Genomic DNA, 22,714 nt, shown 5'->3' with positions numbered 1-22,714 from the left:
ACCCCGCATGGCCGGAGACACCGTCATCACCGTGATCGGCAACCTGACCGCCGATCCCGAACTGCGCTTCACCCCGAACGGCGCCGCCGTCGCCAACTTCACCATTGCCTCGACCCCGCGCGTCTTCGACCGGCAGACGAACGAGTGGAAGGACGGCGAGGCGCTGTTCCTCCGCTGCTCGGCCTGGAAGCAGCTCGCCGAGAACATCGCGGAGTCGCTCGCCAAGGGGAGCGCGGTCATCGCCCAGGGCCGGCTGAAGCAGCGGTCCTACGAGAAGGACGGCCAGAAGCGCACCGTCGTGGAGCTGGAGGTCGACGAGATCGGCCCGTCGCTGAAGTGGGCCACGGCTCAGGTCACCAAGGCCTCGCTCGGCGGCGGCGCACAGCAGCAGCGCGGCGCACGGCAGCAGCCCCCGCGCGGTCAGCAGAACGGCGGCCCCGCACCTGACGACCCGTGGGCCACACCCGCCCCGCAGAACGGCGGCTACGGCGGCCAGCAGTACGCCGCCAACGAACCCCCGTTCTAAGCCCGCCTGCCGGGCGCCCCACCTGCGGGCGCCCGGCACCACCCACCACCAGGAGCGAGACGTGAACGAGCGCATCCCCAAGTACCACTTCCTCGACGAAGCCCGAGACGAGCTCACCATCGAGCCGCTCGACGACCCGGGCGGCGGCATCTCCGTCACCGTCGCCGACGTCGGCGTGTTCATCCGCCCTGACCGTGCCGAGGAACTCATCGCCGCCATCCGCCGCGGCTGCGGCCTCGACACCGCGCCCGAGCTCGACCAGGTCCGCGCCGACCTGGCCGCCGTCGCCCGCATCGACGACGACAACGCCACCACCGAGGAACTCGCCGAGGTAGACCCGGCAATGCGGCGCCTGCTCGCCGAGCACGCACCCCGCCTTGTCGTCGAGGTCGAGTGGATCCGCGACCACGCCCGCATGTTCGCCACCCTCCACCGCAGCGCCGAGGAAGACCTGAGTACCGCATGGGCAACCGCCCTGCGCACCGTGGCCGACACGATTGCGGCGCTGCCGCAAGATCACGAGCTCGACCCAGGCCGCGGCGAGGCCGTCACCCGGTTGCGCGCCACGGCCGACGCTGTTAACCAACCTGGCCTATCGCCCGACACGGAGCGCGTCCGGCTCGCCGGCGCGCTCGTACGAGTCGTTGTCGAACTCGCGCGGATCGAGACGGACGTCGCCGAGTGGGTCGACGACTACGACAAGGAGGCCGCCGAGGTGCTCGACGCGGTTCGCCGTATCCGCGAAGCCCTCGAGGAGCCAGCCCCCGCCGTCGAGGACGACCACCCCATCGCACGGCTCGTCGAACAGCAACCGCGCCGCTTCTACCTCGACCGCGACGTTGACGTCACCGGAGCGTCCGGCATCGGCCGCGTTGCCGACGGCGTGCTGTGGCCGGACGGCACCGCCTCGCTGCGGTGGCGCGGCGAGCACCCGTCCACCGTCACCTGGGACCGTATGACCGACGCCGAACGCATCCACGGCCACGGCGGCGCCACCCGCATCGTGTGGATCGACGCATGACCGACCGCTACCACGTCACGACGTGCATAGACGACCGCACCATCGCGTTCCAGCACCCGCTCGCCGACCCGTTCGTGCGCCACAGCGTCTACCTGGGATGGCGGGACCTCCTGCGCGGCCTACTCCGGCGCGGCCTCACCGTCACGGTGGTGATCGGCGGCGACCGTGCCACGGTCGCGTCGGTCATGGCGCTCCTCGAGCCCGAGCCCGCCCACGCACCGGCCGCCACCCACACCGACACCGACGACGAGACCGACCTCCTAGGCAACGCCTGGTGACGCACCACGGGCCCGCGCTGGTGGAGGTCAGCGCGGGCCCAGCATCCCTGGGGAGGGCCCACCACCGTACGACCGCAGGAGACCGCTGTGAAGACCGACACCGCCACACCGGCCGAGATCATCGCCGAGCACTGGGCCGACCTGCGCGCGGCGTCGATGCCCGGCACCCGCCGCCCGCGCGCCAGCCACATCGGACGCCACCTGGCCGAGGCCATCGCCGAGCGGGACCGGATCGAACGGCAGGAGCGGTCCACGCTCGGCCGCGGCGCGTCCCCGGCCGCCGCCGACCTGTCCGCCGTCCAGGTCGCACGCGTCGCCGAACAGGGCCTCCTGTACGTCGAGGCCGAGGTGCGGTCCGGGCTCGGCCTCACCCTGTACCGCCGCGCCACCGGCAACCCTCTGACCGTTCCTGCGGCGTGCGCCGACCTCGCGCGGTACCGAACCTGGCTCGGCGACCACGCGAACGGCCGCGAACTCACCCAGTGGATGGACAGGACGCTCCGGCCGGTCGCCCGGCAGATCATCACCGTGCTCGGTCTCGGCGATGAGCGGCCCCTGCGACTGCTCCAACCCTGCCCCTGGTGCGGCTCGCCGCTCCTCGTGCACGCGGCGCACGAGCTCGGTCCGCACGTCGAGTGCACCGGCACCGTCAAGGTCTGCGAAGCGCCAGCGACCACCTGGATTCAGGGCCGGCCGATGTGGAGGTGGGACGACCTCGCCGCGCTCGGCCGCGCGCTCACCCATGGTGCTCCTCCCGCAACCCGCGACCCGCTGGTCGACGCGGCCGAGGTCGGCCGCCGAGGCACCGGGCTCACCCAGGCCGAGCAGGACCGCCTGTACGCCGAGCTCAACACCGGCTGACCCACAACGCAAACGGCGCCCGGCCGGGCTCTGAACCCCGGCCGGACGCCTCACCACCGAGATCCACGCAGGAGATCACCGAATGGCTACCGCCCACCCTACGACCGCGCCTCGACGCCGATCGTCCGGCATCGTTCGCCTCGCCTGGTTCGTCGTCCTCGCGATGATGCTCGCCGCCGCAGCCTGGTCCATCTCCGACCAGCTCACCCGCTGGGGCATGCCCACCAGCCTCGCCTACGGCATCAGCATCATGTTCGACGCCGCCGGCCTACTCGCCGCCGAATACGCCCGCCGCGCCGTCGAACGAGGCACAGGGGCGGGACTGCCCAGGGCCTCGATTTTCGCGTTCGTCGGCGTCGCCGGCATCCTCAACTACCACCACGGACACGCCATCGGCGGCATCGCGGCCGCGATCGCGTTCGCCAGCCTCTCCGGCATGGTCGAGCTACTGTTCGAGCTCCACCGCCGCGACGTCCGCGACACCGTCCTCGTCGAGCGCGGCCTCGTCGCCGAACTACTGCCGCGCGTCCCGCTGATCGCCTGGTGCATGTTCCCGGTCCGCTCCTGGCGGACCCTGCGCGCCGCCGTCGGCGTCCGCCTCGACAACCTCGACCCCATGCGGACCGACGCGCCGTCACCCGTCGACGAGCAGCCCGCCCGGGCAACCGCGACCATCCGCGCCGCAATTCGCGCCGCCGCCGCGACCATGCCCACCGCGAGCCCCGAGCAGCTCGTCGACCAGCTCGACGCGGTCGGCATCGACACCGACATCGACACCGTGCGCCATGTCGTCGACACCATCGACACGGCCCCCACCAGGCATGTCGACGACGCCTCACCCAGCATCGCCGACACCGTCCGGGACCTTGTCGAGGCCGGCATCGACACCCTCGACGACGTCGTCGCCGCCGTCGAGGACGTCCACGGTCCCGTGGTGCGCTCCACCGTGTGGACCACGCTGAAGCGCGCCCGTGAAGCCGCAGTCAAGAAGGCGGCACGCGCATGAGCCTCAACGAGATCGCGGGCCAGATGCTCGCCCAGACCGCAACCGACGAACGCGCCGTCAACCCAAAGCAGATCGGCGTCGGCCTCGCGCTCACGTTCGGCATCGGTGGCTACATCGGCGGCCAATGGCGCAAGGCAGGCAAGAGCGAAGCGGGCAAGACCGCCCGCCTCTGGTTCATCCTGGGCACCCTGATGCTCGGCGGCCTCGCGCTCGCGCTGCGCGGGATGCAGTGACCTCGATCCCCACCCGCGCCGCGATGCGGAGCGAGGCGTACCTCGTGCTGGTGCTCGCCATCATCGGTGAGCACCGGCGCGCGGTGCACCTGGCCGAGCTGTACGCGACCCTGCGGTGCTACCGGCACTGGGTCGACCGCGACGACCAGGCGCTCCGCGACCTCCTCGACGCGCACGGCGTTCCGGTCCGCCCACAGGTCCGAGTCGGTTCGGTCGGCGGGCGGCGCGGCGTCCACCGCGACGACGTCGAGCCGCTCCTCACCGGCGCGCCCATCCCTCCCCCACCGCCCGGGTCGGCGCTGCTCTACGCCTACATCCCAGGTCAGCGCGGGCGGCAGCACCGTGTAGAGCGGCGGTACGGTACGTGGGGGAGGAGCGACAACAGTGGTTGCGCCGAGTGATCACGTGACCTACCCTTCAGGAGTTATCCACAGCTTGTGACTTCGGCATGCGCCGAAACACCCCGAGAGCCCCGAGCCCACACCGGCCCGGGGCTCTCGTGCATCAGCTACCCCTTGGCCCGCCCTGACGCGCCCAGCACGGCGCGGACCCGTGGGCGGACGGGTCCGCGCACCAACCCACCCCCAGCGGCTGGAGAACCATGCCCGCCACCATCGGCACACTGCCGCTCTACATGCGAGTCGGCGACGCCGGCGAAGCAATGATCGGCACGGTCACCCTGGACGTAGACCAAACGACCGGCGTCGTCACCCTGACCACTGCCGCCGTCGCCGACGCGCTCCGTGCCGCAGCCGACCAAATCGACCCGCCGCACAACCCTACGGCCGCCCCGACGGTCTAACCCAGGACATCCACACCTGGGGGCACAGTGCGACGCATCACCCGACTTGGCATCACCGCAGCGAGCATGACCCTGCTCTTCGCCGCCGCAGGCTGCACGGAGGACGACAAAGCCGAACCCAAGGCAGCCGCGCCGAAGGTCAGCACGACGGCGCCCGCAGGCAAGGCCAGCGACCCGCCGTCCACGCTCACACCTGAGCAGAAGGCCGCCATCGCCGAGAACGCCGGCCTACCGCCGGACCCCGACAAGGCGACCTGGGCCCGGTACATCACCGAGCTGAAGGCGATCGACCCGGACATCGTCCACGCCAAGGAAGAGAAGGCCGTCAGCCGCGGCAAGAGCCAATGCCAGTCGGTCAAGAGTTGGCCGACGGACCGCAGCAAGCTCATCGGCCTGGTCGAGCAGCGGTTCAGCAGCCCGAACCACCCAAGCGGATTCGGCCCGACCAAGTCGGCCGCCATCCTCGACGCCGTCCGGAAGCACATCTGCCCGACGTACTGACGCCGACGCGACACCGAGGCCCTGCGCTCCCCGCAGGGCCTCACCCATGCGAGGAGGTGACCATGTGCCTCCCCGCCTCGACGACACCGTGCGCGCCGCGATCCTGGTCGACATTCGGGCCGGGAAGCTCAGCCGGAACGCCATCGCCCGCGCGCACGGCGTCAGCTCCTCGACCGTCACGGTCATTGCACGAGAAGCGGGCCGCGCGGACGCGTTCGACCGGTCGAAGACCAAAACGGCGACGCGCGCGCGGGTGGTCGACCTCGCCGCCCAACGAGCCGAGCTGAAGTCGGCGCTCCTCACGGACGCAGAGCGCCTGCGTCGGCGGGCCTGGGAGCCGTACTCCTACTACGAGCGCGGCCCCGACGGGCCCGAGCTGGTGACGCTCACGCTCCCACCACTGCGCGAGACCCGCGAGGCGTACACCGCCCTCGGCATCGCCCTCGACAAACACCTCAAGCTCGACGTCCACGACCAGGGCGACGGCGCCGAAGATGCACGGTCGATGCTCGCCGACATCATGGCTGGCCTTATCCGCCGGCACCGCGAGCGCCACGGCCGCGGCGAGGGGGACGGTGATGATCGATGAGATGCCCGAACCCCTCTCGGACAAGCAGGTCGACTACATCGTCGAGTCGACGGCGTTCGTCAACCTGGCCGAGGGCAGCATCCGTTCCGGCAAGACCGTCACGTCCCTGTTGCGCTGGTTGATCTACGTCTCGACCGCGCCGCGGGGCGGTCAGCTCGTCGTGATCGGCCGCACCAGGGACAGCCTCAACCGCAACGTGTTCGGCCCGTTGATGGATCCGGACCTGTTCGGCCCGCTCGCCAAACTCACGACATACACCAACGGCGCGGCGACCGCGACCATCCTCGGCCGCACCGTGCACGTCCTGGGCGCCTCGGACGCCAAAGCCGAGAAGATCCTCCGTGGCATGACGTGCGCCGGCGCCTACGTGGACGAAGTCACCGTCATCGCCGAGGACTTCTTTCAGCAGCTCCTCGGCCGCTGCTCGGTCGACGGCGCGCAGATCTTCTGCACGACCAACCCGGACTCGCCGGCGCACTGGTTGCGGCGCCGCTTCCTCGACCGCATTCGTGAGCTCGCCGACTGGCGCGTGTGGAAGTTCGACCTCGACGACAACCCGTCCCTGTCGACCGCGATCAAGGAGCGGTACCGCAGGCAGTTCACCGGCCTGTGGTACCGCCGGTTCATCCTCGGCGAGTGGGTCGCCGCCGAGGGCGCCGTCTACGACATGTGGGATCCGTCGGTGCACGTCGTCCCGTGGGCGTCGCTCCCGCCGATGGAACGCATGATCGGCCTGGGCGTCGACCACGGCACGACGAACCCGTCGGCCGCGCTCCTGCTCGGCGTCGCCCAGGGCCGGCTGTGGCTGGTCGACGAGTGGCGCCACGATCCCGCGCACGCCCAGACCCGCCTGACCAACGGCCAACTCTCCGAGAGCCTGCGCTCCTGGTTGGACGAACCGCGCACCCCGCACGGCCACATGCGACCCGAGTGGGTCGCCGTTGACCCTGCGGCGGCGGCGTTCCGGCTCCAGCTCCACCATGACGGCCTGACCAACTCGACCGCCGACAACGACGTCGCTCGCGGCATCGCCCTCACGGCGACGCTCCTCGGTGATCGCCGCCTCGTCGTCTCCGACCGGTGCGGCGGGTTCATCGGCGAGGCGCCCGGCTACTCGTGGGATCCCAAGGCCACCGACGACGGCCACGACCGGCCGATCAAGGTCGCCGACCACAGCTTGGACGGCGGTCGGTACGTGCTCGCGACCACCGAGGTGCTGTGGCGCCCATACGTTCCCAAGGAGGTGTTCAATGCCGCTGCCTGAAGGTGGCGACCAGCCCTGGCCTCCGACCGATCCGGTTGTGCAGACCGCCCTGGCCGACTGGGACGCCTGGTACTCCGGCGACCCCGACCGCCTCGCCGACCGCTACACCAACCGCGTGCACGGCGAACCCCGAGACCGGCCGTCACAGCACCGCGGCGGCATGGTCGGCCGGGTCGCCCGCTGGTGGTGGGGACAACCGTCACCGCTCGGCGAACGGCGCGCCAAGCTCCACGTTCCCCTCGCGGGCGACATCGCGCGCACCAGCTCGAACCTGTTGTTCAGTGAGCCGCCCTCGATCACCGCGCCCGGCGAGGACGCCGCCACTCAGGCCCGCATCGACGAACTGATCGAGGGCGGCCTACACGCCACCCTGCTTGAGGCTGGCGAGGTGGCGTCGGCGCTCGGCGGCGCCTACCTACGCGTGGTGTGGGACGACCAGGTCGACGCCGACCACGCGTGGATCGGCGCCGTCCACGCCGACGCCGCAATTCCCGAACTGCGGTACGGCCGCCTCCAGGCCGCCACGTTCTGGACCGTCGTCCAGATCGACGGCCAGGCCGTGCTGCGGCACCTGGAGCGCCACGAGCGCGGCCACATCCTGCACGGCCTGTACGCCGGAAGCGTCAACACCCTTGGCAAGCGCGTCGACCTCGCCGCGCACCCCGCCACGGCGAGCATCGCCAAGGAGAACCCGGACGGCGTCATCGACACCGGCGCACCGCACCACCTCACCGCGGCGTACGTCCCCAACATCCGCCCCGCCAGGGCCTGGCGACACGTCCCGTCCGCCGCCTACTGGGGACAGTCGGACCTGCAAGGGATCGAGGGCATCCTCGATGGCCTCGACGAGACCTGGTCGTCGTGGATGCGCGACATCCGCAACGGCAAGGGCCGTGTCATCGCCGCGAACTACATGCTCCAGTCCAACGGACCCGGACAGGGCGCCTCGTTCGAGGACCGCGAGATCTACTCGGGCCTGGACATGCTCCCCGGGCAGTCGGACGGCAGCGGCTTGGAGGTCGTGCAGTTCGAGATCCGCGTCCAGCAACACCGCGACACGTGCACCGCGCTGGTGGAGCAGGCCGTACGGCAGGCCGGCTACAGCGCGGCGACGTTCGGCGTCACCGGGGACGGCGCCGCGGTGACCGCGACCGAGATTCGCGCCCGGGAACGGCAGTCGATGACGACTCGCGCCCGCAAGGCCCTGCTGTGGAAGGCCGAGTTGGCGAGGATCGTCGAGGCCCTGCTTGCCGTCGAGGCAGGCACGCGGTTCCGCAGCGGCGACCTAGTCGTCGACAGCCCGCGCGTCGAGTTTCAGGACAGCATCTCGGAGGATCCCAAGACCCTGGCCGAGACCGCGAACCTGCTCATGCAGGCCGAGGCCGCCTCGACCGAGATCCGCGTGCGCACGGTCCATCCCGACTGGGACACCGAGCAGGTCGACCAGGAGGTCGCGGCAATCCTGCGCGAGTCCGGCCGCATGGCCGCCGACCCGACGACGGTCGGCGCCGACATCCCACCGCCCGAGCCGGACGACCCCGAGGCCGAGCCGATCGAACCCGAGCCGGCTGCCCCGACGTTCGCGTGACCGGGAGGTGGCCCGTGCCGGTCTCGCCTGCGGTCGCCGAGAACCTCGCCACTGTGCTTGGCGACCTGTACCGGGCGGCCGAGTACAGCCTGATCCAGGCCATCCGAGGTGCGCTCGTCAGGAACGAGGGGTTGCCCACGTGGGCGGAAGACCGCCTCGCCGCGCTGCGCGGCCTGTCCGGTGCGCTGTCGGAGGTGCTCGACTCGTTGGCGCTCGACGCCGACGGCACGGTCCGTCAGGCCCTCGCGTCGGCATACGACCGTGGGCAGGCCGCCGCCGTCGCCGAGCTCGGTGCGGTCGCGACCGGCCCGGCCGCCGTAGCCGCCGAGCTCCTGCCGACCGCAGCGGTGGTCGACCGCCTAGCCGCCGCCGTCCTCGACACCACCACGGCGGTGCACAGCTCGATTCTGCGGCAGGCAACCGACGTGTACCGGCAAGTCATTGCCCAATCAGCTGCCGCGCCGGTGCTCGGCGTCGAGACCCGCCGCGCGGCCACACAGCAGGCGCTCAACAGGTTCGTCGACCAGGGCGTCGCCCGCTTCGTCGACAGCCGAGGCCGCGCCTGGGGCATGGCGGAGTACGCCGAGATGGCGCTCAGGTCGGCGACCGGACGCGCGGCGATCGACGCCCACAGCGACCGCCTGGGCGCCGGCGGGCAGGAGCTTGTGATGGTCAGCGAGCAGCCGCTCCACTGCGCGCGGTGCGATCCGTGGGCGGGCAAGATCCTGTGGCGCACCGGCAAGGCCCGGCCCGTCACGGTGATGCTGGAGCACGCCACCGAGGACGGCGCCTGGGTCAAGGTCGACATCACCGGCTCGCTCCCGGATGCCCGATCCAAGGGTTTGCTCCACCCCAATTGCAGGTGCAGCGTCTCCGTGTACCTGCCCGGCGTGTCCCGCCCGCCGCGCCCGGTGCCGCATCCCGCAGGCGCCACCTACGAGGACACGCAGCGGCAGCGCGCCCTCGAACGCACCGTGAGGAAGTGGAAGAAGCGCGAGGCGGGGGCGCTCGACGAGGCCACCGCCAAGGCCGCGCGCGCGAAGGTCCGTGCCACCCAGGCCAAGCTGCGCGAACTCACCAAGAACAAGGACCTGCGGCGCAAACCCGAGAGGGAACGCCCGATGGCCGGTCACGGCGGCCAGGGTGGCCCGCCTGCACTGCGGACACCCACACCGCCCACGCCGCCGACGGCCGCCGAGAAGAAGGCCGCAGCGAAGAAGGCGGCCGACGCCAAGAAGTACGACGACGTGCCCTACAAGCCGGAGAGCCGCCGCAACCTGAAGCGGATGCCGGACGAGCAGCTCCGCGCCGAGCTCGCCTACCTACGCGCCACGCACGGCACCACCCCAGTCGGGATGGCCGAGAAGACCATTCGGGCCACGCAGGTGACGGAGGAAATGCGCCGCCGTCGCATGAAGTACGACTAGCACAGGAGATGCCCATGAGCACACCCACGCCGCCGGTACTGCCCGCCGCGCCCGGGCCCGCACAGGCCGAAGGCGCCCCCACGCCCGGGCCCACCCCGGCAGCCACTCCTGCGACACCTGCCGCGCCCGAGGTCGACTGGAAGGCCCAGGCCAAGGAGTGGGAGAAGCAGGCCAAGGAGAACGCCAAGGCGGCCGAGGAACTCGACAAGGTCCGCAAGGCGTCGATGACCGAGCAGGAAAAGGCGGTCACCGACGCCGAGGCCCGGGGCGAGCAGGCAGCCGCGGCCCGGTACGGCGCCAAGCTCGCCGCCGCCGAGTTCCGTGCCACGGTCGCCGCCGCCGGGCTCGACCTAGGCGAGGCCGCCGACCTGATCGACACGCGGCAGTTCGTCGGCGACGACGGCGAGGTCGACACCAAGGCCATCAAGGCCGCTGTCGGCAAGCTCGCCAAGCTCGCCCCGCCGCGCGCGGGCCGCTCCGGCGCCGACCTGTCCGGTGGGTCCGGCGACAACCCCGTCGGCCTCGACGCCCAAATCGCCAAGGCCGAGGCCGACCGCAACTTCGACCTGGCGATCCGACTCAAGCGGCAGCGTGCCGCCCAAGCCAACTGATCATCACTGAGGAGCGACCATGGCCGGCATCACCGGAATGGGTACTACGTTCAACCTTCCCAACTACACCGGCGAGCTGTTCGGCCTCACGCCGGAGGACACCCCGCTGTTGTCCGCGATCGGCGGTCTCACCGGCGGCGGCATGACGACCGCCGTCGAGTTCGAGTGGGAGACGTACGAGCTGCGCAACCCCGCGCAGCGCACCCGCGTCGAGGGCGCGACCGCGCCGACCGCCGAGGGCCGCGCCCGCGACAACGTCACCAACGTCCTGGAGATCCACCAGGAACAGGTGTCGGTGTCGTACACCAAGCAGGCCGCGACCGGCCAGGTCGCCTCGCCGCAGGCCGCGCCGTTCAACCACTCCGGCGGCACCAACCCGGTGACGAACGAGCTCGACTGGCAAGTCAAGCAGGCGTTGAAGTCCATGGCCCTGGACATCAACTTCAGCTTCATCAACGGCTCCTACATCAAGCCCACGTCGAACTCGACGGCGCGGCAGACGCGCGGCCTGCTCCAGGCGATCACCACCAACCGCATCGCCAAGAGCACCACCGTCACCGGCGCAACCAGCGCCACCGACACGATCACCTCGACCGCGCACGGCCTGGTCGACGGCGACAAGGTCGTGTTCCGCGCGACCGGGGCGGCGACCAACATCGTGGCCGGCCGCACCTACTACGTCGACCAGATCTCCACCGACACCTTCAAGGTCTCCACCGCAGCCGCGGGCGCCGCCCTCGTCCTGGGCACCGCGACCGGCCTGTCGTACGTCAAGCCGTGGGGGACGACGCTGACACCGGACCACGTGAGCGACCTGCTTCAGCTCGCCTACGATTCGGGCGGCATCAGCGAGCAGTCCACCGCAACGCTGCTCTGCAACAGCGGCCAAAAGCGCGCCATCTCCCGGGCCTACGCCGACTCATTCGGCAAGTTCACCGAGACGAGCCGCACCGTGGGCGGCGTCAACGTCACCACGCTGGTGACCGACTTCGGGACGCTCAACGTCATGATGGACCGGCAGATGCCGCAGGACACCTTGGCCGCAGTGTCGCTGGAGCACCTCACCCCGGTGTTCCTCAACATCCCCGGCAAGGGCGTGATGTTCGAGGAGCCGCTGTCCAAGACCGGAGCGTCCGACCAGGTCCAGCTCTACGGCGAGGTCGGCCTCAAGTACGGCAACGAGCGTGCGCACGCCGTCATGGACGGGCTGAAGGTGTGATGGGCATGAACCCGATCACCTACGTGCGTGGCTCCGGCGCATACCTCGCCGAGAGCGTGCGGCCCGTTCCGGGCAGTCCCGAGGCCGCGGAGATGGAACGCCGCCTGTCCGAACCGGGGTCGCCCTGGCGGCGGCTTGAAGATAGGCCGCCCGAGTCGATTGCATCCACCGCGCCGCCGCCGGTGGTCGATCCACCGCTGCTCGCGGAGCCGCCCGCGCGGTCGGCGGCCAAGGCCGGGTGGGTCGCGTTCGTCGTCGAACACCGTGGCGTTGACCAGGCCGTGGCCGAGGCGATGACCCGCGACCAACTCGCCGAGCAGTACGGAGGTGCCACATGGCCCGCACCCTGATCACCGCCGCCGTGATCACGAGCGAGGACGGCACCGACCCGACGGCGGCCGACGTCGCCGCGAACCTGGTCGACGGCTCCTCGTTCGCGTGGGCTCGCGGCCGGCTCCTCTACCTGGCGAACGGCGACAGCACGGCCCTGACCGTCACGGCGGTCACGGCGGCAACGGTCGGCCGAGGTGGCCGCGCGGTCGCCGACGCGTCCGGCACCGTACCCGCCGCCGGGTGGCGCCTGTTCGGCCCGTTCGGCAGCGAGTTCCGCCAGGCCGACGGCATGGTGCACATCGACTACACCGGGGCCGACGCCCTGGTGACGGCCCTGCTCGTGGATGTACCGGGGGTGTGAGCGGTGGCGTACGCGACCGTGGTGGACCTGGCGGCGGCGTGGCCGAGCGAGCAGCTACCGCTGCCGGCCGACGCCGCGCGGCTGCTCGCCGACGCGTCCGGCGTCCTCGACGCGGCGGTGCTGCTGACCGCCGTGTACGACGTCGACGCGTCCGGCGATCCCACCGACCCCGCCGTGACCGCCGCGTTCGCTGCCGCCACGTGCGCGCTCGTGCGGTGGTGGGAGGAGCAGGGTGACGACCTGGGGACGTCGGCGACGGTGGGGTCGGTGTCGATCGGGTCGGTGTCGCTCACGCGCGCGGCGGCCGGGCAGGCCACGTCGGGCGAGGATATTCCGCCGCGCGTGTGGACGCTGCTGCGGTCGCCGCGGCTCGCCTGCCGGTTGCGGCTCGGCGTCGTGAGGAACTGCTGATGGGCGCCGTACCGGGGTGGCTGCTGCGGCACCGCGTGCGGATCGAGCCCTATATAGGGGACAGCGCGTACGGGCCCCTGTACGGCGCCGAGCTCACCGTGCGGGCGATGGTCGACGACACGACGCGCATCGTGCGGTCGCCGACCGGCGCCGAGGTCACCTCCTCGACCACGGTCTACGTCCGCCGCGGCGTCGCCTGCCCGCCCGGATCGAGGGTCACCCTGCCGTCCGGGCGCCGAACCGTGGCCATCAGCACGGCGGACCGCAACGGCGGCGGCCTGCCCACACCCGACCACCAAGAGGTGAGTCTCGAATGACCCGCGCAACGCTGCGGCTGTCGGTCGACCAGGCCGTCGCCGACATGAAGGGCGCGATGGCGGACGGCTTGTACCTGGGCATGGAGTACGCGCTGAGCGAGAGCCGCAAGGTGGTCCCGCTCGACGAGGCGACCCTCGAACGCTCTGGCGTCGCGAGCGTGGACCGTGGCACCCTGACCGGCGCGGTCAGCTACTCCACGCCGTACGCCGTCCGGCAGCACGAGGATCTAACGGCCAACCACCTGCCCGGCCGGGTCGCCAAATACCTCGAACTCCCTTTCTCGGCCTCGGGCGAGCAGATCATGGCGCTCGTCGCCGCGCGAGTGCGGCGGGCGACCCGTGGCTGACGACGACCTCGACCTGATCGACGGCATCGCCCGCTACCTGGCCGGCCTCGACCTGCTCGACTACGACACAGACGGCGCGAGCGGCGACACGTTCGCCGAGTTCCTGCCGCCGTCCCCGGGCGAGGCGGTCGCGCTCACGCTGTACGGCGGCGCCGAACCGGACTCGCGCGTCCCGATCGACGAACCCTCGTTGCAGGTCCGTGTGCGCGGTACGGCCGACCCGCGCGTCTCGCGCCGCCGCTCGTACCGCATTTACTCGGCCCTGCACGGCCTCACCCGCATCGCGCTCCCGGACGGCACCTGGCTCGTGCTCTGCATCGGGCAGGCGCCGCCGCAGGCCATCGGCGTGGACGCGAACGGACGGCACGAGCACGTCACCAACTACCGGCTGACCGTGGGCGCGCCCACGATGCACCGCCCCTGAGGAGGAACCCCCATGACACAGCGCCCCATCGACGCCCGCGGCTGGCTCTACCAGGTCGAATCCGCCCCGGATACCTGGCTGACCATCAGCAACATCAGTTCGTTCAAGCTCAACCCGGGCGAAAACGAGGAGACCGCCGAAACGACCCACTTCGGGTCGGACGGCAACTACGAGGAAGACGTCATGCAGCGGGGGGCGAGCCTGGCCCTGGAGGGTCAGCACGCCGTCGACACCGTGACCGGCGCGCAGGACCCGGGTCAGGCGTACATCGACACCGTGTGGATGCCGCGGCTCGGCGTCGACTCGCACAACCGGGTGCGCTTTCGCCACGAGAGCCAAACCGACCTGTGGGCGGTCTGGGACGCGACGATGAGCCCCGGTGAAAAGGGTGGCGGCAACAACGACAAGAGCACCTGGTCCTGCACGTTCCGCCGCTCCGGCGCCCCGACGACCATGCCGGTCGCATGAGCGAGCGCGCACCCGTAGAGGCATTGGAGCCCGAGGACTTCGACGCGTTCATCGTCGAGACCCAGGCCGAGATCCGCCCGGCAAGCATCAAGATCGGCGGCGAGATCTACACGCTTCCGATCGGCGTCCCGATCGCGTTCACCCTGATGACCCGGCGTCTCTCCAAGTCGGAGGATCCGGGCGTGATGCGGGACATCCTGGTACCGATCTTCGGCGCCGCCGCGCTCGACGAGTGGGAGTCGACGAGCCCGTTCGCTTCCGACTCCCTCGGTGTCCTGATGCGGTGGGCCGGCGCCAACATGACCTCGCCCGGATCCATGACCCTGGCCGAAGCCGCGGCCTCGGTTGAGGAGGACGAGGCGGGAAAAGTCCCGGCGAACAGGGCGGCAAAGCGCGCAGCCGCCAAGAGCAGCAAGAGAACGAAGAGTTCTGGCAAGCGGTGATCCGCAGTTGGCGGGTCGTCGAGGCCGACTTGCGGCGTGAGTACGGCCTCGACGCTCACGCCGTACGAGCTCTGACCACACGCGAGTTCGGTGTCTGCATCTCCGGCCTGTCCCCGGACGCCCTGTTCCGCGAGGCATGGCGTCGCACACCGCGCGCCGTCGTCAACCCAGGCGAGATCGCAGCCATCACGGGCATCCCCGCGACCTGACGCAGTACCCCACGGAGGTGGTGATCCGTGGCGCTCAACGTCGGCGAGTTGGTGGGCTTCGCGAGCCTGGAGACGCGCGACCTGGACCGCGGGGCGAGCCACGTCACCGCAGTCATGCAGGCCCTCGCGGGCGACGTCACCCGCACGTCCGAGCAGGCGGGTACCGGCGCCGGACAGGGCCTGATCGGCAGGCTCGTCGACCAAGTGCGCGCGGGCGCCGCATCCGTCGTCCAGGGCCTGGCGAACACCCTGACGCCGGGTGCGGGTTCGGCGGGCGGCCAGGCTGGCGACGCGTCGGCCGCCGCGCTTCAGGCCCAGCTCGACGCCGGCGCCCGGCAGGCCGGATCGAGCGCGGGCACGGCACTCGACCGCTCCCTCGACAGCGCGGCCACGTCCGCGGGCGCCGATGCCGGACAGGACGCGGGCGACGCACTCGACCGGTCCCTCACCCAGGAGGCGAGCGACGCAGGCGAGGCCGCGGGCGAGGCCGGCGGCATGTCGTTGACGAAGAAGCTCGTTGCGGCAGCGGTCGTCGCCGCGGCTGCTGCGGGCGCCGCTCTGTTCGCCGGCATCAGCGAGGCGATGGACCAGGGCCAGATCAACTCCAAGCTCGCCGCGCAACTCGGAGGAACCAGCGCGGACGCCGCGCGCTACGGCAAGATCACCGGCGCCCTGTACTCCGGGGCAATCGTCGACTCGGTGGAGGACGCCGCCGAAGTCGTGCGGGGCATCGCCCAACACGGGCTGCTGCCGCCCGGCGCGTCCAAGCAGCAGATGACCGAGATGGCCACACACGTGGCCGACACGGCGACGCTGATGGGCGAGGACTTCAGCAAGGTGTCCGCCGCCGTCTCCCGGATGCTCAAGAGCGGCATCGCCGGGTCCGCGACCGAAGCGATGGACGTCCTGGTGCGCGGCACCCAGATCGGCGTAAACAGCGCCGAGGACTTGCTCGACACGTTCGTCGAATACAGCGTGCAGTTCAAAAAGGTCGGGCTCGACTCGACGATGGCGCTCGGCCTGATGCAGCAGGCGCTCCAGGGCGGTGCACGCGACGCCGACACGGCGGCCGACGCCGTCAAGGAGTTCTCGCTTTTGTCGATCGACGGCTCGCAGGGCGCCGCCGACGCGTACAAGGCCCTCGGCCTCGACGCGAAGACGATGATCGACGTGTTCGCCAAGGGCGGCCCGGGTGCCTCCGCCGCCCTGAACGACGTGTTCGCCCGGATCCGCGCGATCAAGGACCCGGCCACCGCATCGACCGTCGCGGTGGGACTGTTCGGGACCAAGGCCGAGGATTTGGGGCAGGCCTTGAGCAAGATGGATCCCTCGACCGCTGTCGCGGGTCTGGGCGAGGTGGCGGGCGCGGCTGACAAGGCGGGGGCCACGCTGCGCGACAACGCCGGGGTGAAGGTCGAGCAGTTCAAGCGGCACCTGACGCAGGCGTTCGTGGAGGTACTCGGCGACAAGGTCGTTCCTCGCCTGATCACGTTCGGCGGCTGGCTCAACGACCACGTCGTGCCTGCTGTGCGGTCGGCCGGCGGTGCGGTCCGGGACGACCTGGTGCCCGTGCTGCGGGAAGTTGGCGGCTGGCTCAACGACCACGTCGTGCCTGCCGCAATGGCGACAGGCCGCGTGCTGCGGGACGACGTCGTGCCCGCCGTGAAGACCACCGCGACGTGGATCGGCAACAACCGGGAGCCGCTACTCGCGGTCGCCTCGATCATCACCATCATCCTGTTGCCCGCGATGGTCGCGGCGGCGGCTGGCGCGACGGTCAGCGCGGCGACGCAGGTTGCGGCGTGGATCCTCACCCGCACGACTGCGACGACGTCGGCGGCAACGTCGGTGCTCGCGCATTGGGCGGTGATCGGCGGGTGGATTGCGGCGGCCGGGCAGGCCGTCGTGTCGGCGGCCGTCGTGGTTGCTCAGTGGGTGCTGATGGGCAGTCAGGCCCTCATCCGTGGTGCCCAGATGGCGCTTGCCTGGCTGATCGGGATGGGCCCTGTCGGGTGGGCGATCGCGCTGGTGATCGCGGTCGCGGCAGCCGTCATCTACTGGTGGGACGAGATCGTCGGCGCCACGCGGGCGGCGTGGGGCTGGGTCTCGAACCTGGTGACGGGCGCGTGGCGGTCGGTCAAGGGCGCCGCCTCGGACGGCGCCGAGTGGGTCTCCAGCAAGGTGTCCGGGATGGTCGGCAGCGTGACCGGCTTCTTCGGCGACATGAAGCGCGGCGCCGTCGCGAAGGGCGAGGAGCTCATGGCGTGGGTGCGCGGGCTCCCCGGGGACGTCCTGGGCGGCCTGGGCGACCTCCAACGGCTCCTCTGGAACGCGGGCGTGGACATCGTCAAGGGCCTGATCAACGGGGCCAAGTCGATGTTCAACGACGTCAAGAGCACCTTGTCCAACTTGACGGACATGCTGCCCGACTGGAAGGGTCCGCCGGCCACAGACGCCAAGTTGCTGACGGCGAACGGGCGCCTGGTCATGCAGGGGTTCATGCGCGGGATCGACAGCCAAACACCGGCCCTACGCGCGCAGCTCGGGGAGCTCACGGCGTCGATGCCGTCGATGGCGATGCCCGCGCGGATCGCGTCGGTCGGCGGCACCACACCGGTCGCGGCCGAGCGCACCGGGCCGATGGTCCAGATCAACGGCGGATGGCACAGCTCCGGCGAAACGCCGGAGCAGATGGCCCACGCCCTCGACTGGGAATTGCGGGGGAGGTGACCGTGATCGGTGCACTCGTTGCCGCCGTGGGTCAGGTGGAGTGGTCCGGCCTGGTGCTCGGGACGGACCCGCTGCGGCTGCGGTCGCTGGAGGGCTGGGAGGAGCTACCGGACCTGGACGACGCGAGCGTCCTGTACTCCGGCCGTCACGGGTCGGCGGTCGGGCCGCTCCTCGCGCAGTCCCGGACCGTGACGGCCGAGGTGATCGTGCGCGTCTCGGCGGACCAGGTCGGTGCGACGGTTGCCGCGCTGAACGCCGCGACCGGGGTTCGGACGGACGAACAGCCGCTGGTGGTGTGGCTCGACAGCCGCGGGCCGCTCCTCGCGTACGGCCGGGTGATCCGGCGGCGCCTGCCCGTCGACCGGGCGTACCGGGTCGGGACGATCGTGGGCGTTACGCTCCAGTGGTTGTGCTCGGATCCGCGCCGGTACGAGCTCGCCGAGCAAGTCGCCGTCACCGGCCTGCCGCAGGCCGAGTCCGGGCTGACGTTCCCGCTGACGTGGCCGCTCGATTGGGGCACGCCCGCCGTGCCCGGCAGCGTCGACGTCGTCAACGCGGGCACGGCGCCGAGCTCGCCGACGATCGAGTTCCGTGGCCCCACCGATCGACCATCGTGCGTTCGCCTGAGCGACGGCGCGCGTCTGGAGTACGACGTGACCCTCGCCGCGAGCGAGACCCTCACGATCGACACCGCCGCCGGGTCGGTCCTCCTGAACGGCGCCGACCGGCTGTACACCGCGACCGCGCGCTCGGTCCCGGAGGAGTGGTTCGTCCTCGAACCGGGCTCCACCGATCTTGCCTACCGGGCCGCGCCCGGCTCGACCGACCCCGCCGCGACCATGACGGTCCGCTGGCGATCCGCCCACTGGTGACCTGGAGGTCAGCGTGACCGTTCGTGTGAGCTGGCTGTACCCGTCGCCCGGCACGGCCGGCGGGCAGTCCCGCGAGGACACTCGCCTGTCTCCGATCGGCACGATGTGGCCGACGGGCACCATGACCACCCGGGCTGGCCTGATCCCGGGCGGCAACCCAATGGCGTTGTCCGGGTCCGGAATGACCGCGACGATCGGCCTCGGCCGCGCCGTCGTGCAGGGCACCTCCACGCAGGGCGCCTACGCCGCCGCCGTAACGGCGCCGCACGCCGTCACCCTCGATCCAGGGCACGCCTCGCTCGCCCGCATCGACGTGATCGCCCTGCGGGTCTACGACCACGTGTACGACGCAGGCGGCCAGTACATCGGCAACATCGTCATCGTGAAGGGCACCGAGGCCGGCTCGCCGACGGTACCCGCGATGCCGTCGCCGACGACGATGCCGCTCTACCAGATCACGGTGCCGGCCGGGGCGAGCGCGGGCACCGGCGGCCTGGCGTGGGGCGGCGCCACCGACCTGCGTGCGTACACCGTGGCGGTCGGCGGCATCCTGCCCGTCGACGCGTCGGCGGCCGCCGGCGCGTACGTCGGCCAGGTGCGGATCGTGGCCGACCGACTGTGCCAGTGGAACGGCGGCGCATGGGTCGAGTTCGCGATGCCGTCGGCAGTGTCGGCCGCGTTGGGGGCGATCCCGCTCGGTGCCTGGACCCCGTACGCCATGGCGTGGGAGAGCCTGACCGGCACACCGTCCCTGGGCAACGGGTCGAGGGAGGCGCACTACACGAAGACCGGCCGGACCTACACGGTGAGGATCGCCCAGAAGTGGGGCACGACGACGAGCAGCGGTCCGGGCATCGGTCCCTGGTTTTTCACGCTGCCGGTCGCGCCCGCAGCGTCGGCCTGGTCCGAGTCGGGCTATGTCGGCAGTGCGCTCGCGGTCGTCGGCGGAATCAGGTCCATGACCTGCTACATGCAGCCCACGGGCACCTCCGGCAAACTCGTCCTGGTCGATGCCGCCGGCGGGCAGTCCGGGCCGACCACGCCCGCGACCTGGACCACCAACAACTGGTTCATCGCCCAGCTCACCTACCAAGGCGCGTCGTGACGGCGCCGTCGCCGTCCCGCGTCCTGTTCTGTGACCTGCGCACTGACCAGGTCATCGACGCACTGCCCGTCGACGGCCTCGGCTGGGACGACTGGATCGGCAAACCCGGGTCGCTGCGCGGCACCATCCCGGTGACGTCCGTCAACCTCGCTCGCCGCGCATCTCGACTGGCGACCCGCCGCACGGCGGTGTGGCTGGAGACCGGCAGCGAGGTCACGTGGGGCGGCATCCTGATGACCCGCTCCCGCGCGGTCGACGACCGAGGCCGCGCGACGATGCCCATCCAGGCCGCATCGTGGGAGTCGTACTACGACCGCCGGTTGCTGATGGACACGCAGATCGGCGCCGGCGTCGACCAGTTCGACATCGCGCGCGGCCTGATCGACTACGCGTCGAGCGCGGCCGGCGGCGACATCGGCGTCACGATTGACTACGCCACGGTGTCCGGCGTCGCCCGCGACCGCACGTACTCCCGGTACGACCTGCCGACCATCCGCAAATTGCTCGACGAGCTCGTGGCCGTCGAGAACGGCTTCGAGTGGCGGATCAGCAGCTACCGCAACGAGCTCGGCGCCCGGACCAAGCAGCTCGTGCTCGGATACCCACGCATCACGTCGGGATCGCAGGACACGGTTCTGTCCTACCCGGGGCCGATCCAGGCGTACGAGCTGCCGGAGGACGGCAGCACCCAGGCCACCCATTGGCAGAGCCGCGGCGCGAGCGTCAACCGCAACCAGGCGTCGGACTCCACGCCGTTGATGTCGGCGGTGTGGTCGAACGACGACCTGATCGACGCCGGCTGGCCCCGCATGGACGGGACCTCGGACTACTCGACGGTCGAGACACAGACGGTACTCGACGCGCACGCCCGCGCCGACCTCGCCCGAGCCCGCGACCCGCAGATCATCCCGAGCGTCACGATCCGCACCGGCGGCGTGCCGTTGCCGCAGCTCGGCGCGCACGTGCGGCTGCGCATCCGTGACCTGTGGTTTCCCGACGGCATCTCGCTGCGGCATCGGGTCGTCGGCCGCGCCGTCACCCCGGCCGCGCGCGGCAGCGTCGAGACCGCACGCCTGTACCTGGAGGCCGCCTGATGCCCGCGATCCCCACCGACCTGCTGGACCGTATCCGCCGGATCGAGGACACCGTGCGGCAGATCGCGGGGCGGGTGAACATCCGGCCGGCGCTCGACCAGGTGATCGACGGCCTCGTTCGAATCGGGTCGGGCGGCACCCTTCGAGTCGACTCGTCGTCCGGGAATCAGGGCCTGCTTTTCGGTGACATTTTCTTTCCGTACCAGGACGGTTCGCCGCAGCGTGGGCTGCTCGCCCGTGACGACCAGGCCACGCTCGCCCTCGGCATCTATGCGCCCGGCGCCGCCTCGGCAGGCCAACCCGGTGCGGACGTTCAGCGGCTGTGGATCCGCGACACGAACGGCACCATCGTGATGACCACGGACCGCGTGGGCGGCCTGGATACGCCCTGGTTGGCTCACGGGTGGGGCCGTCTGCGGTCCGACGAGTGGAGCTCCACGACGAACAGTTCGTTCGACGGCCTGTACACCTCGACGTCACCGCGGCAGCATCCCCGCATCACCGCCCGCGTGGGATTGGGCTGTTTCGGCGACGCCCACGGCGAGCTGCGGATCACCGCCAACGGAAGCCCGGTCGGCAACGTGGTCGTCAACAACTCCGGCGGGACCACGTGGATCGACTACATCACGGCGGACGTGTCGTCGGTACCGATCCACACCGAGATGCATCTGACGCTGGAGGCCCGCCGCACCAGCGGGTCCGGCAAGGTGTCCGCCGCCGTGTTCGGGTCGTGGGGATCCGGCACACCGTAGAGCCCGTCGTCCACGCCCCGAGCCGCCGGCCGGGGCGTTTCGCATGCCCACCGAAGGAGGGCCCATGGCTGGCACACGCTGGATTGCCGAGGCCGAGCAGATCGGCCGCGTCACCGGCGGCACGATGGACGGCGGTCCGCCGCGCGTGGTGTGGCACACCGTCGAGTCGCCGACCGGCGCACCGATGTGGCGGTCGATGGCCGACTACCTGTTGCGCGAGCAGGTGTGGCCGCACCTGGTGTACGACCCGGAGACGGACGCGCTCGGCCAGTACTGCGCGCTCGACCAGTCCGCGCGAGCGTTGCGGAACGACGGCTCGACCCGGTCGAACAGGGTCGGCGAGGTCTGCATCCAGATCGAGGTGCTCGGCCGCGCCGCGGCGCCGTTCACCGAGCAGGGGAGTTGGCACCCCGGCCCGAACTACCGGGCAATGATGCGGGCCATCCGATCGTGGGGCATCCCGGACCGGTTCCCGATGGGGCCGCCGCCCGCCTACCCGGGCGGGTCCAGGCGCGACCGCGCGGTGTGGCTCGGACAAGCCGGCCACTACTGCCACGCGAACATCCCCGGCAACGACCACGGCGACCCCGGCGCCATCCGACCCGAACGACTGTGGGCCGCCGCGACCGCGACGACCCCACCCACCCAGGAGGACGACATGCCCAGTGCCCGCGAAGTCGCGGCCGAAGTTTGGGGTTTCGAACTGCCGGATCCGTCCCGGCCGGGGCTGACTCGGACCGCCGGATCCGTGCAGCAGTGGAGGGATGATGTCGAGGTCAGGACCCGCGCCGTGGTCACGGCGGCCGTCGAGGGCGCAGCCGCCACGCTCGGCGCGCGGATCGACGCCGTCGCCGCGCGGGTCGCGGCGCCGGTCCCGGTGCAGGTGGACGCGGCGGGGGTCGCGGCCGCGCTCGCCGCCGAC

General features: G+C 71.2%; 29 protein-coding genes and 1 pseudogene. All 30 read left to right on the top strand.

Features of this window, described 5'->3' with window-relative positions; genetic code table 11:
• The first annotated feature begins 7 nt into the window (after positions 1–7).
• Complete coding sequence (locus GT354_RS35425; protein WP_161360487.1) at positions 8–526, top strand: single-stranded DNA-binding protein; 519 nt, start codon at positions 8–10, stop codon at positions 524–526.
• 61 nt (positions 527–587) lie between these two features.
• On the top strand, positions 588–1,547 hold the full coding sequence (locus GT354_RS54910; protein WP_237535788.1) for an FUSC family protein: 960 nt from the start codon (positions 588–590) through the stop codon (positions 1,545–1,547).
• Positions 1,544–1,825, top strand: a complete 282-nt coding sequence (locus GT354_RS35415) for a hypothetical protein (RefSeq protein ID WP_161360486.1) — start codon at positions 1,544–1,546, stop codon at positions 1,823–1,825. The genes GT354_RS54910 and GT354_RS35415 overlap by 4 nt, the downstream gene beginning before the upstream one ends.
• Before the next feature lie 87 nt (positions 1,826–1,912).
• Complete coding sequence (locus GT354_RS35410; RefSeq protein WP_161360485.1) at positions 1,913–2,686, top strand: hypothetical protein; 774 nt, start codon at positions 1,913–1,915, stop codon at positions 2,684–2,686.
• A gap of 82 nt (positions 2,687–2,768) precedes the next feature.
• The gene (locus GT354_RS35405) at positions 2,769–3,692 is read left to right on the top strand and encodes a hypothetical protein (protein WP_161360484.1); all 924 of its coding nucleotides are present in this window, start codon (positions 2,769–2,771) and stop codon (positions 3,690–3,692) included.
• Positions 3,689–3,925 carry a hypothetical protein gene (locus GT354_RS35400; RefSeq protein WP_161360483.1) on the top strand — a complete coding sequence of 79 codons (237 nt, stop codon included), beginning with the start codon at positions 3,689–3,691 and terminating at the stop codon, positions 3,923–3,925. Before GT354_RS35405 ends, GT354_RS35400 begins: the two co-directional genes overlap by 4 nt.
• Complete coding sequence (locus tag GT354_RS35395) at positions 3,922–4,326, top strand: hypothetical protein (RefSeq protein WP_161360482.1); 405 nt, start codon at positions 3,922–3,924, stop codon at positions 4,324–4,326. The genes GT354_RS35400 and GT354_RS35395 overlap by 4 nt, the downstream gene beginning before the upstream one ends.
• Before the next feature lie 200 nt (positions 4,327–4,526).
• A complete protein-coding gene (locus tag GT354_RS35390) occupies positions 4,527–4,727 on the top strand; it encodes a hypothetical protein (RefSeq protein ID WP_161360481.1) in 201 nt (66 codons plus the stop codon).
• A 66-nt stretch (positions 4,728–4,793) separates the two neighbouring features.
• Positions 4,794–5,228 (top strand): hypothetical protein, encoded by a 435-nt coding sequence (locus GT354_RS35385; RefSeq protein ID WP_161360480.1) that lies wholly within the window; start codon positions 4,794–4,796, stop codon positions 5,226–5,228.
• 64 nt (positions 5,229–5,292) lie between these two features.
• Positions 5,293–5,817 (top strand): hypothetical protein, encoded by a 525-nt coding sequence (locus GT354_RS35380; RefSeq protein WP_202512658.1) that lies wholly within the window; start codon positions 5,293–5,295, stop codon positions 5,815–5,817.
• A gap of 1 nt (position 5,818) precedes the next feature.
• The gene (locus GT354_RS35375; RefSeq protein WP_237535787.1) at positions 5,819–7,081 is read left to right on the top strand and encodes a phage terminase large subunit; all 1,263 of its coding nucleotides are present in this window, start codon (positions 5,819–5,821) and stop codon (positions 7,079–7,081) included.
• On the top strand, positions 7,068–8,669 hold the full coding sequence (locus GT354_RS35370) for a phage portal protein (protein ID WP_161360477.1): 1,602 nt from the start codon (positions 7,068–7,070) through the stop codon (positions 8,667–8,669). Before GT354_RS35375 ends, GT354_RS35370 begins: the two co-directional genes overlap by 14 nt.
• Positions 8,670–8,683: 14 nt before the next feature.
• A complete protein-coding gene (locus GT354_RS35365; RefSeq protein ID WP_161360476.1) occupies positions 8,684–10,096 on the top strand; it encodes a phage minor capsid protein in 1,413 nt (470 codons plus the stop codon).
• 14 nt (positions 10,097–10,110) lie between these two features.
• Positions 10,111–10,707: a hypothetical protein gene (locus GT354_RS35360; RefSeq protein WP_161360475.1), complete on the top strand. Its 597-nt coding sequence runs from the start codon at positions 10,111–10,113 to the stop codon at positions 10,705–10,707.
• 19 nt (positions 10,708–10,726) lie between these two features.
• On the top strand, positions 10,727–11,926 hold the full coding sequence (locus tag GT354_RS35355; protein WP_161360474.1) for a DUF5309 family protein: 1,200 nt from the start codon (positions 10,727–10,729) through the stop codon (positions 11,924–11,926).
• Positions 11,927–11,931: 5 nt separating this feature from the next.
• Positions 11,932–12,276, top strand: a complete 345-nt coding sequence (locus GT354_RS35350) for a hypothetical protein (protein ID WP_161360473.1) — start codon at positions 11,932–11,934, stop codon at positions 12,274–12,276.
• Positions 12,261–12,620, top strand: coding sequence for a hypothetical protein (locus GT354_RS35345; protein WP_161360472.1), 360 nt, complete (start codon positions 12,261–12,263; stop codon positions 12,618–12,620). The genes GT354_RS35350 and GT354_RS35345 overlap by 16 nt, the downstream gene beginning before the upstream one ends.
• A 3-nt stretch (positions 12,621–12,623) precedes the next feature.
• Positions 12,624–13,031 (top strand): hypothetical protein, encoded by a 408-nt coding sequence (locus GT354_RS35340; RefSeq protein WP_161360471.1) that lies wholly within the window; start codon positions 12,624–12,626, stop codon positions 13,029–13,031.
• On the top strand, positions 13,031–13,348 hold the full coding sequence (locus tag GT354_RS35335; RefSeq protein ID WP_161360470.1) for a hypothetical protein: 318 nt from the start codon (positions 13,031–13,033) through the stop codon (positions 13,346–13,348). Before GT354_RS35340 ends, GT354_RS35335 begins: the two co-directional genes overlap by 1 nt.
• The gene (locus GT354_RS35330; protein WP_161360469.1) at positions 13,345–13,695 is read left to right on the top strand and encodes a hypothetical protein; all 351 of its coding nucleotides are present in this window, start codon (positions 13,345–13,347) and stop codon (positions 13,693–13,695) included. Before GT354_RS35335 ends, GT354_RS35330 begins: the two co-directional genes overlap by 4 nt.
• Positions 13,688–14,119: a minor capsid protein gene (locus GT354_RS35325; RefSeq protein ID WP_161360468.1), complete on the top strand. Its 432-nt coding sequence runs from the start codon at positions 13,688–13,690 to the stop codon at positions 14,117–14,119. Before GT354_RS35330 ends, GT354_RS35325 begins: the two co-directional genes overlap by 8 nt.
• Before the next feature lie 12 nt (positions 14,120–14,131).
• Positions 14,132–14,587 carry a hypothetical protein gene (locus GT354_RS35320; protein ID WP_161360467.1) on the top strand — a complete coding sequence of 152 codons (456 nt, stop codon included), beginning with the start codon at positions 14,132–14,134 and terminating at the stop codon, positions 14,585–14,587.
• A complete protein-coding gene (locus tag GT354_RS35315) occupies positions 14,584–15,030 on the top strand; it encodes a hypothetical protein (RefSeq protein WP_161360466.1) in 447 nt (148 codons plus the stop codon). The genes GT354_RS35320 and GT354_RS35315 overlap by 4 nt, the downstream gene beginning before the upstream one ends.
• Entirely contained in the window at positions 15,027–15,239 is a 213-nt protein-coding gene (locus tag GT354_RS35310) for a hypothetical protein (RefSeq protein WP_161360465.1), read from the top strand. The genes GT354_RS35315 and GT354_RS35310 overlap by 4 nt, the downstream gene beginning before the upstream one ends.
• Before the next feature lie 27 nt (positions 15,240–15,266).
• Complete coding sequence (locus GT354_RS35305; RefSeq protein ID WP_161360464.1) at positions 15,267–17,969, top strand: phage tail tape measure protein; 2,703 nt, start codon at positions 15,267–15,269, stop codon at positions 17,967–17,969.
• Between the two features lie 2 nt (positions 17,970–17,971).
• Positions 17,972–18,841 (top strand): hypothetical protein, encoded by an 870-nt coding sequence (locus GT354_RS35300; protein WP_346012327.1) that lies wholly within the window; start codon positions 17,972–17,974, stop codon positions 18,839–18,841.
• Positions 18,842–18,854: 13 nt separating this feature from the next.
• Positions 18,855–19,946 (top strand): hypothetical protein, encoded by a 1,092-nt coding sequence (locus GT354_RS35295; protein ID WP_161360462.1) that lies wholly within the window; start codon positions 18,855–18,857, stop codon positions 19,944–19,946.
• A complete protein-coding gene (locus tag GT354_RS35290) occupies positions 19,943–21,040 on the top strand; it encodes a hypothetical protein (RefSeq protein WP_161360461.1) in 1,098 nt (365 codons plus the stop codon). The genes GT354_RS35295 and GT354_RS35290 overlap by 4 nt, the downstream gene beginning before the upstream one ends.
• Positions 21,040–21,792, top strand: coding sequence for a hypothetical protein (locus tag GT354_RS35285; RefSeq protein ID WP_161360460.1), 753 nt, complete (start codon positions 21,040–21,042; stop codon positions 21,790–21,792). Before GT354_RS35290 ends, GT354_RS35285 begins: the two co-directional genes overlap by 1 nt.
• A 64-nt stretch (positions 21,793–21,856) precedes the next feature.
• Positions 21,857–22,714: pseudogene (locus GT354_RS35280) on the top strand (hypothetical protein); the annotation flags it as partial.

This window comes from Streptomyces sp. SID3343 (genome assembly GCF_009865215.1).
Classification (GTDB): Bacteria; Actinomycetota; Actinomycetes; order Streptomycetales; family Streptomycetaceae; genus Embleya.
Note: the sequence above shows the minus strand (reverse complement) of the source record. Positions and strands in the feature narration are given on the sequence as shown.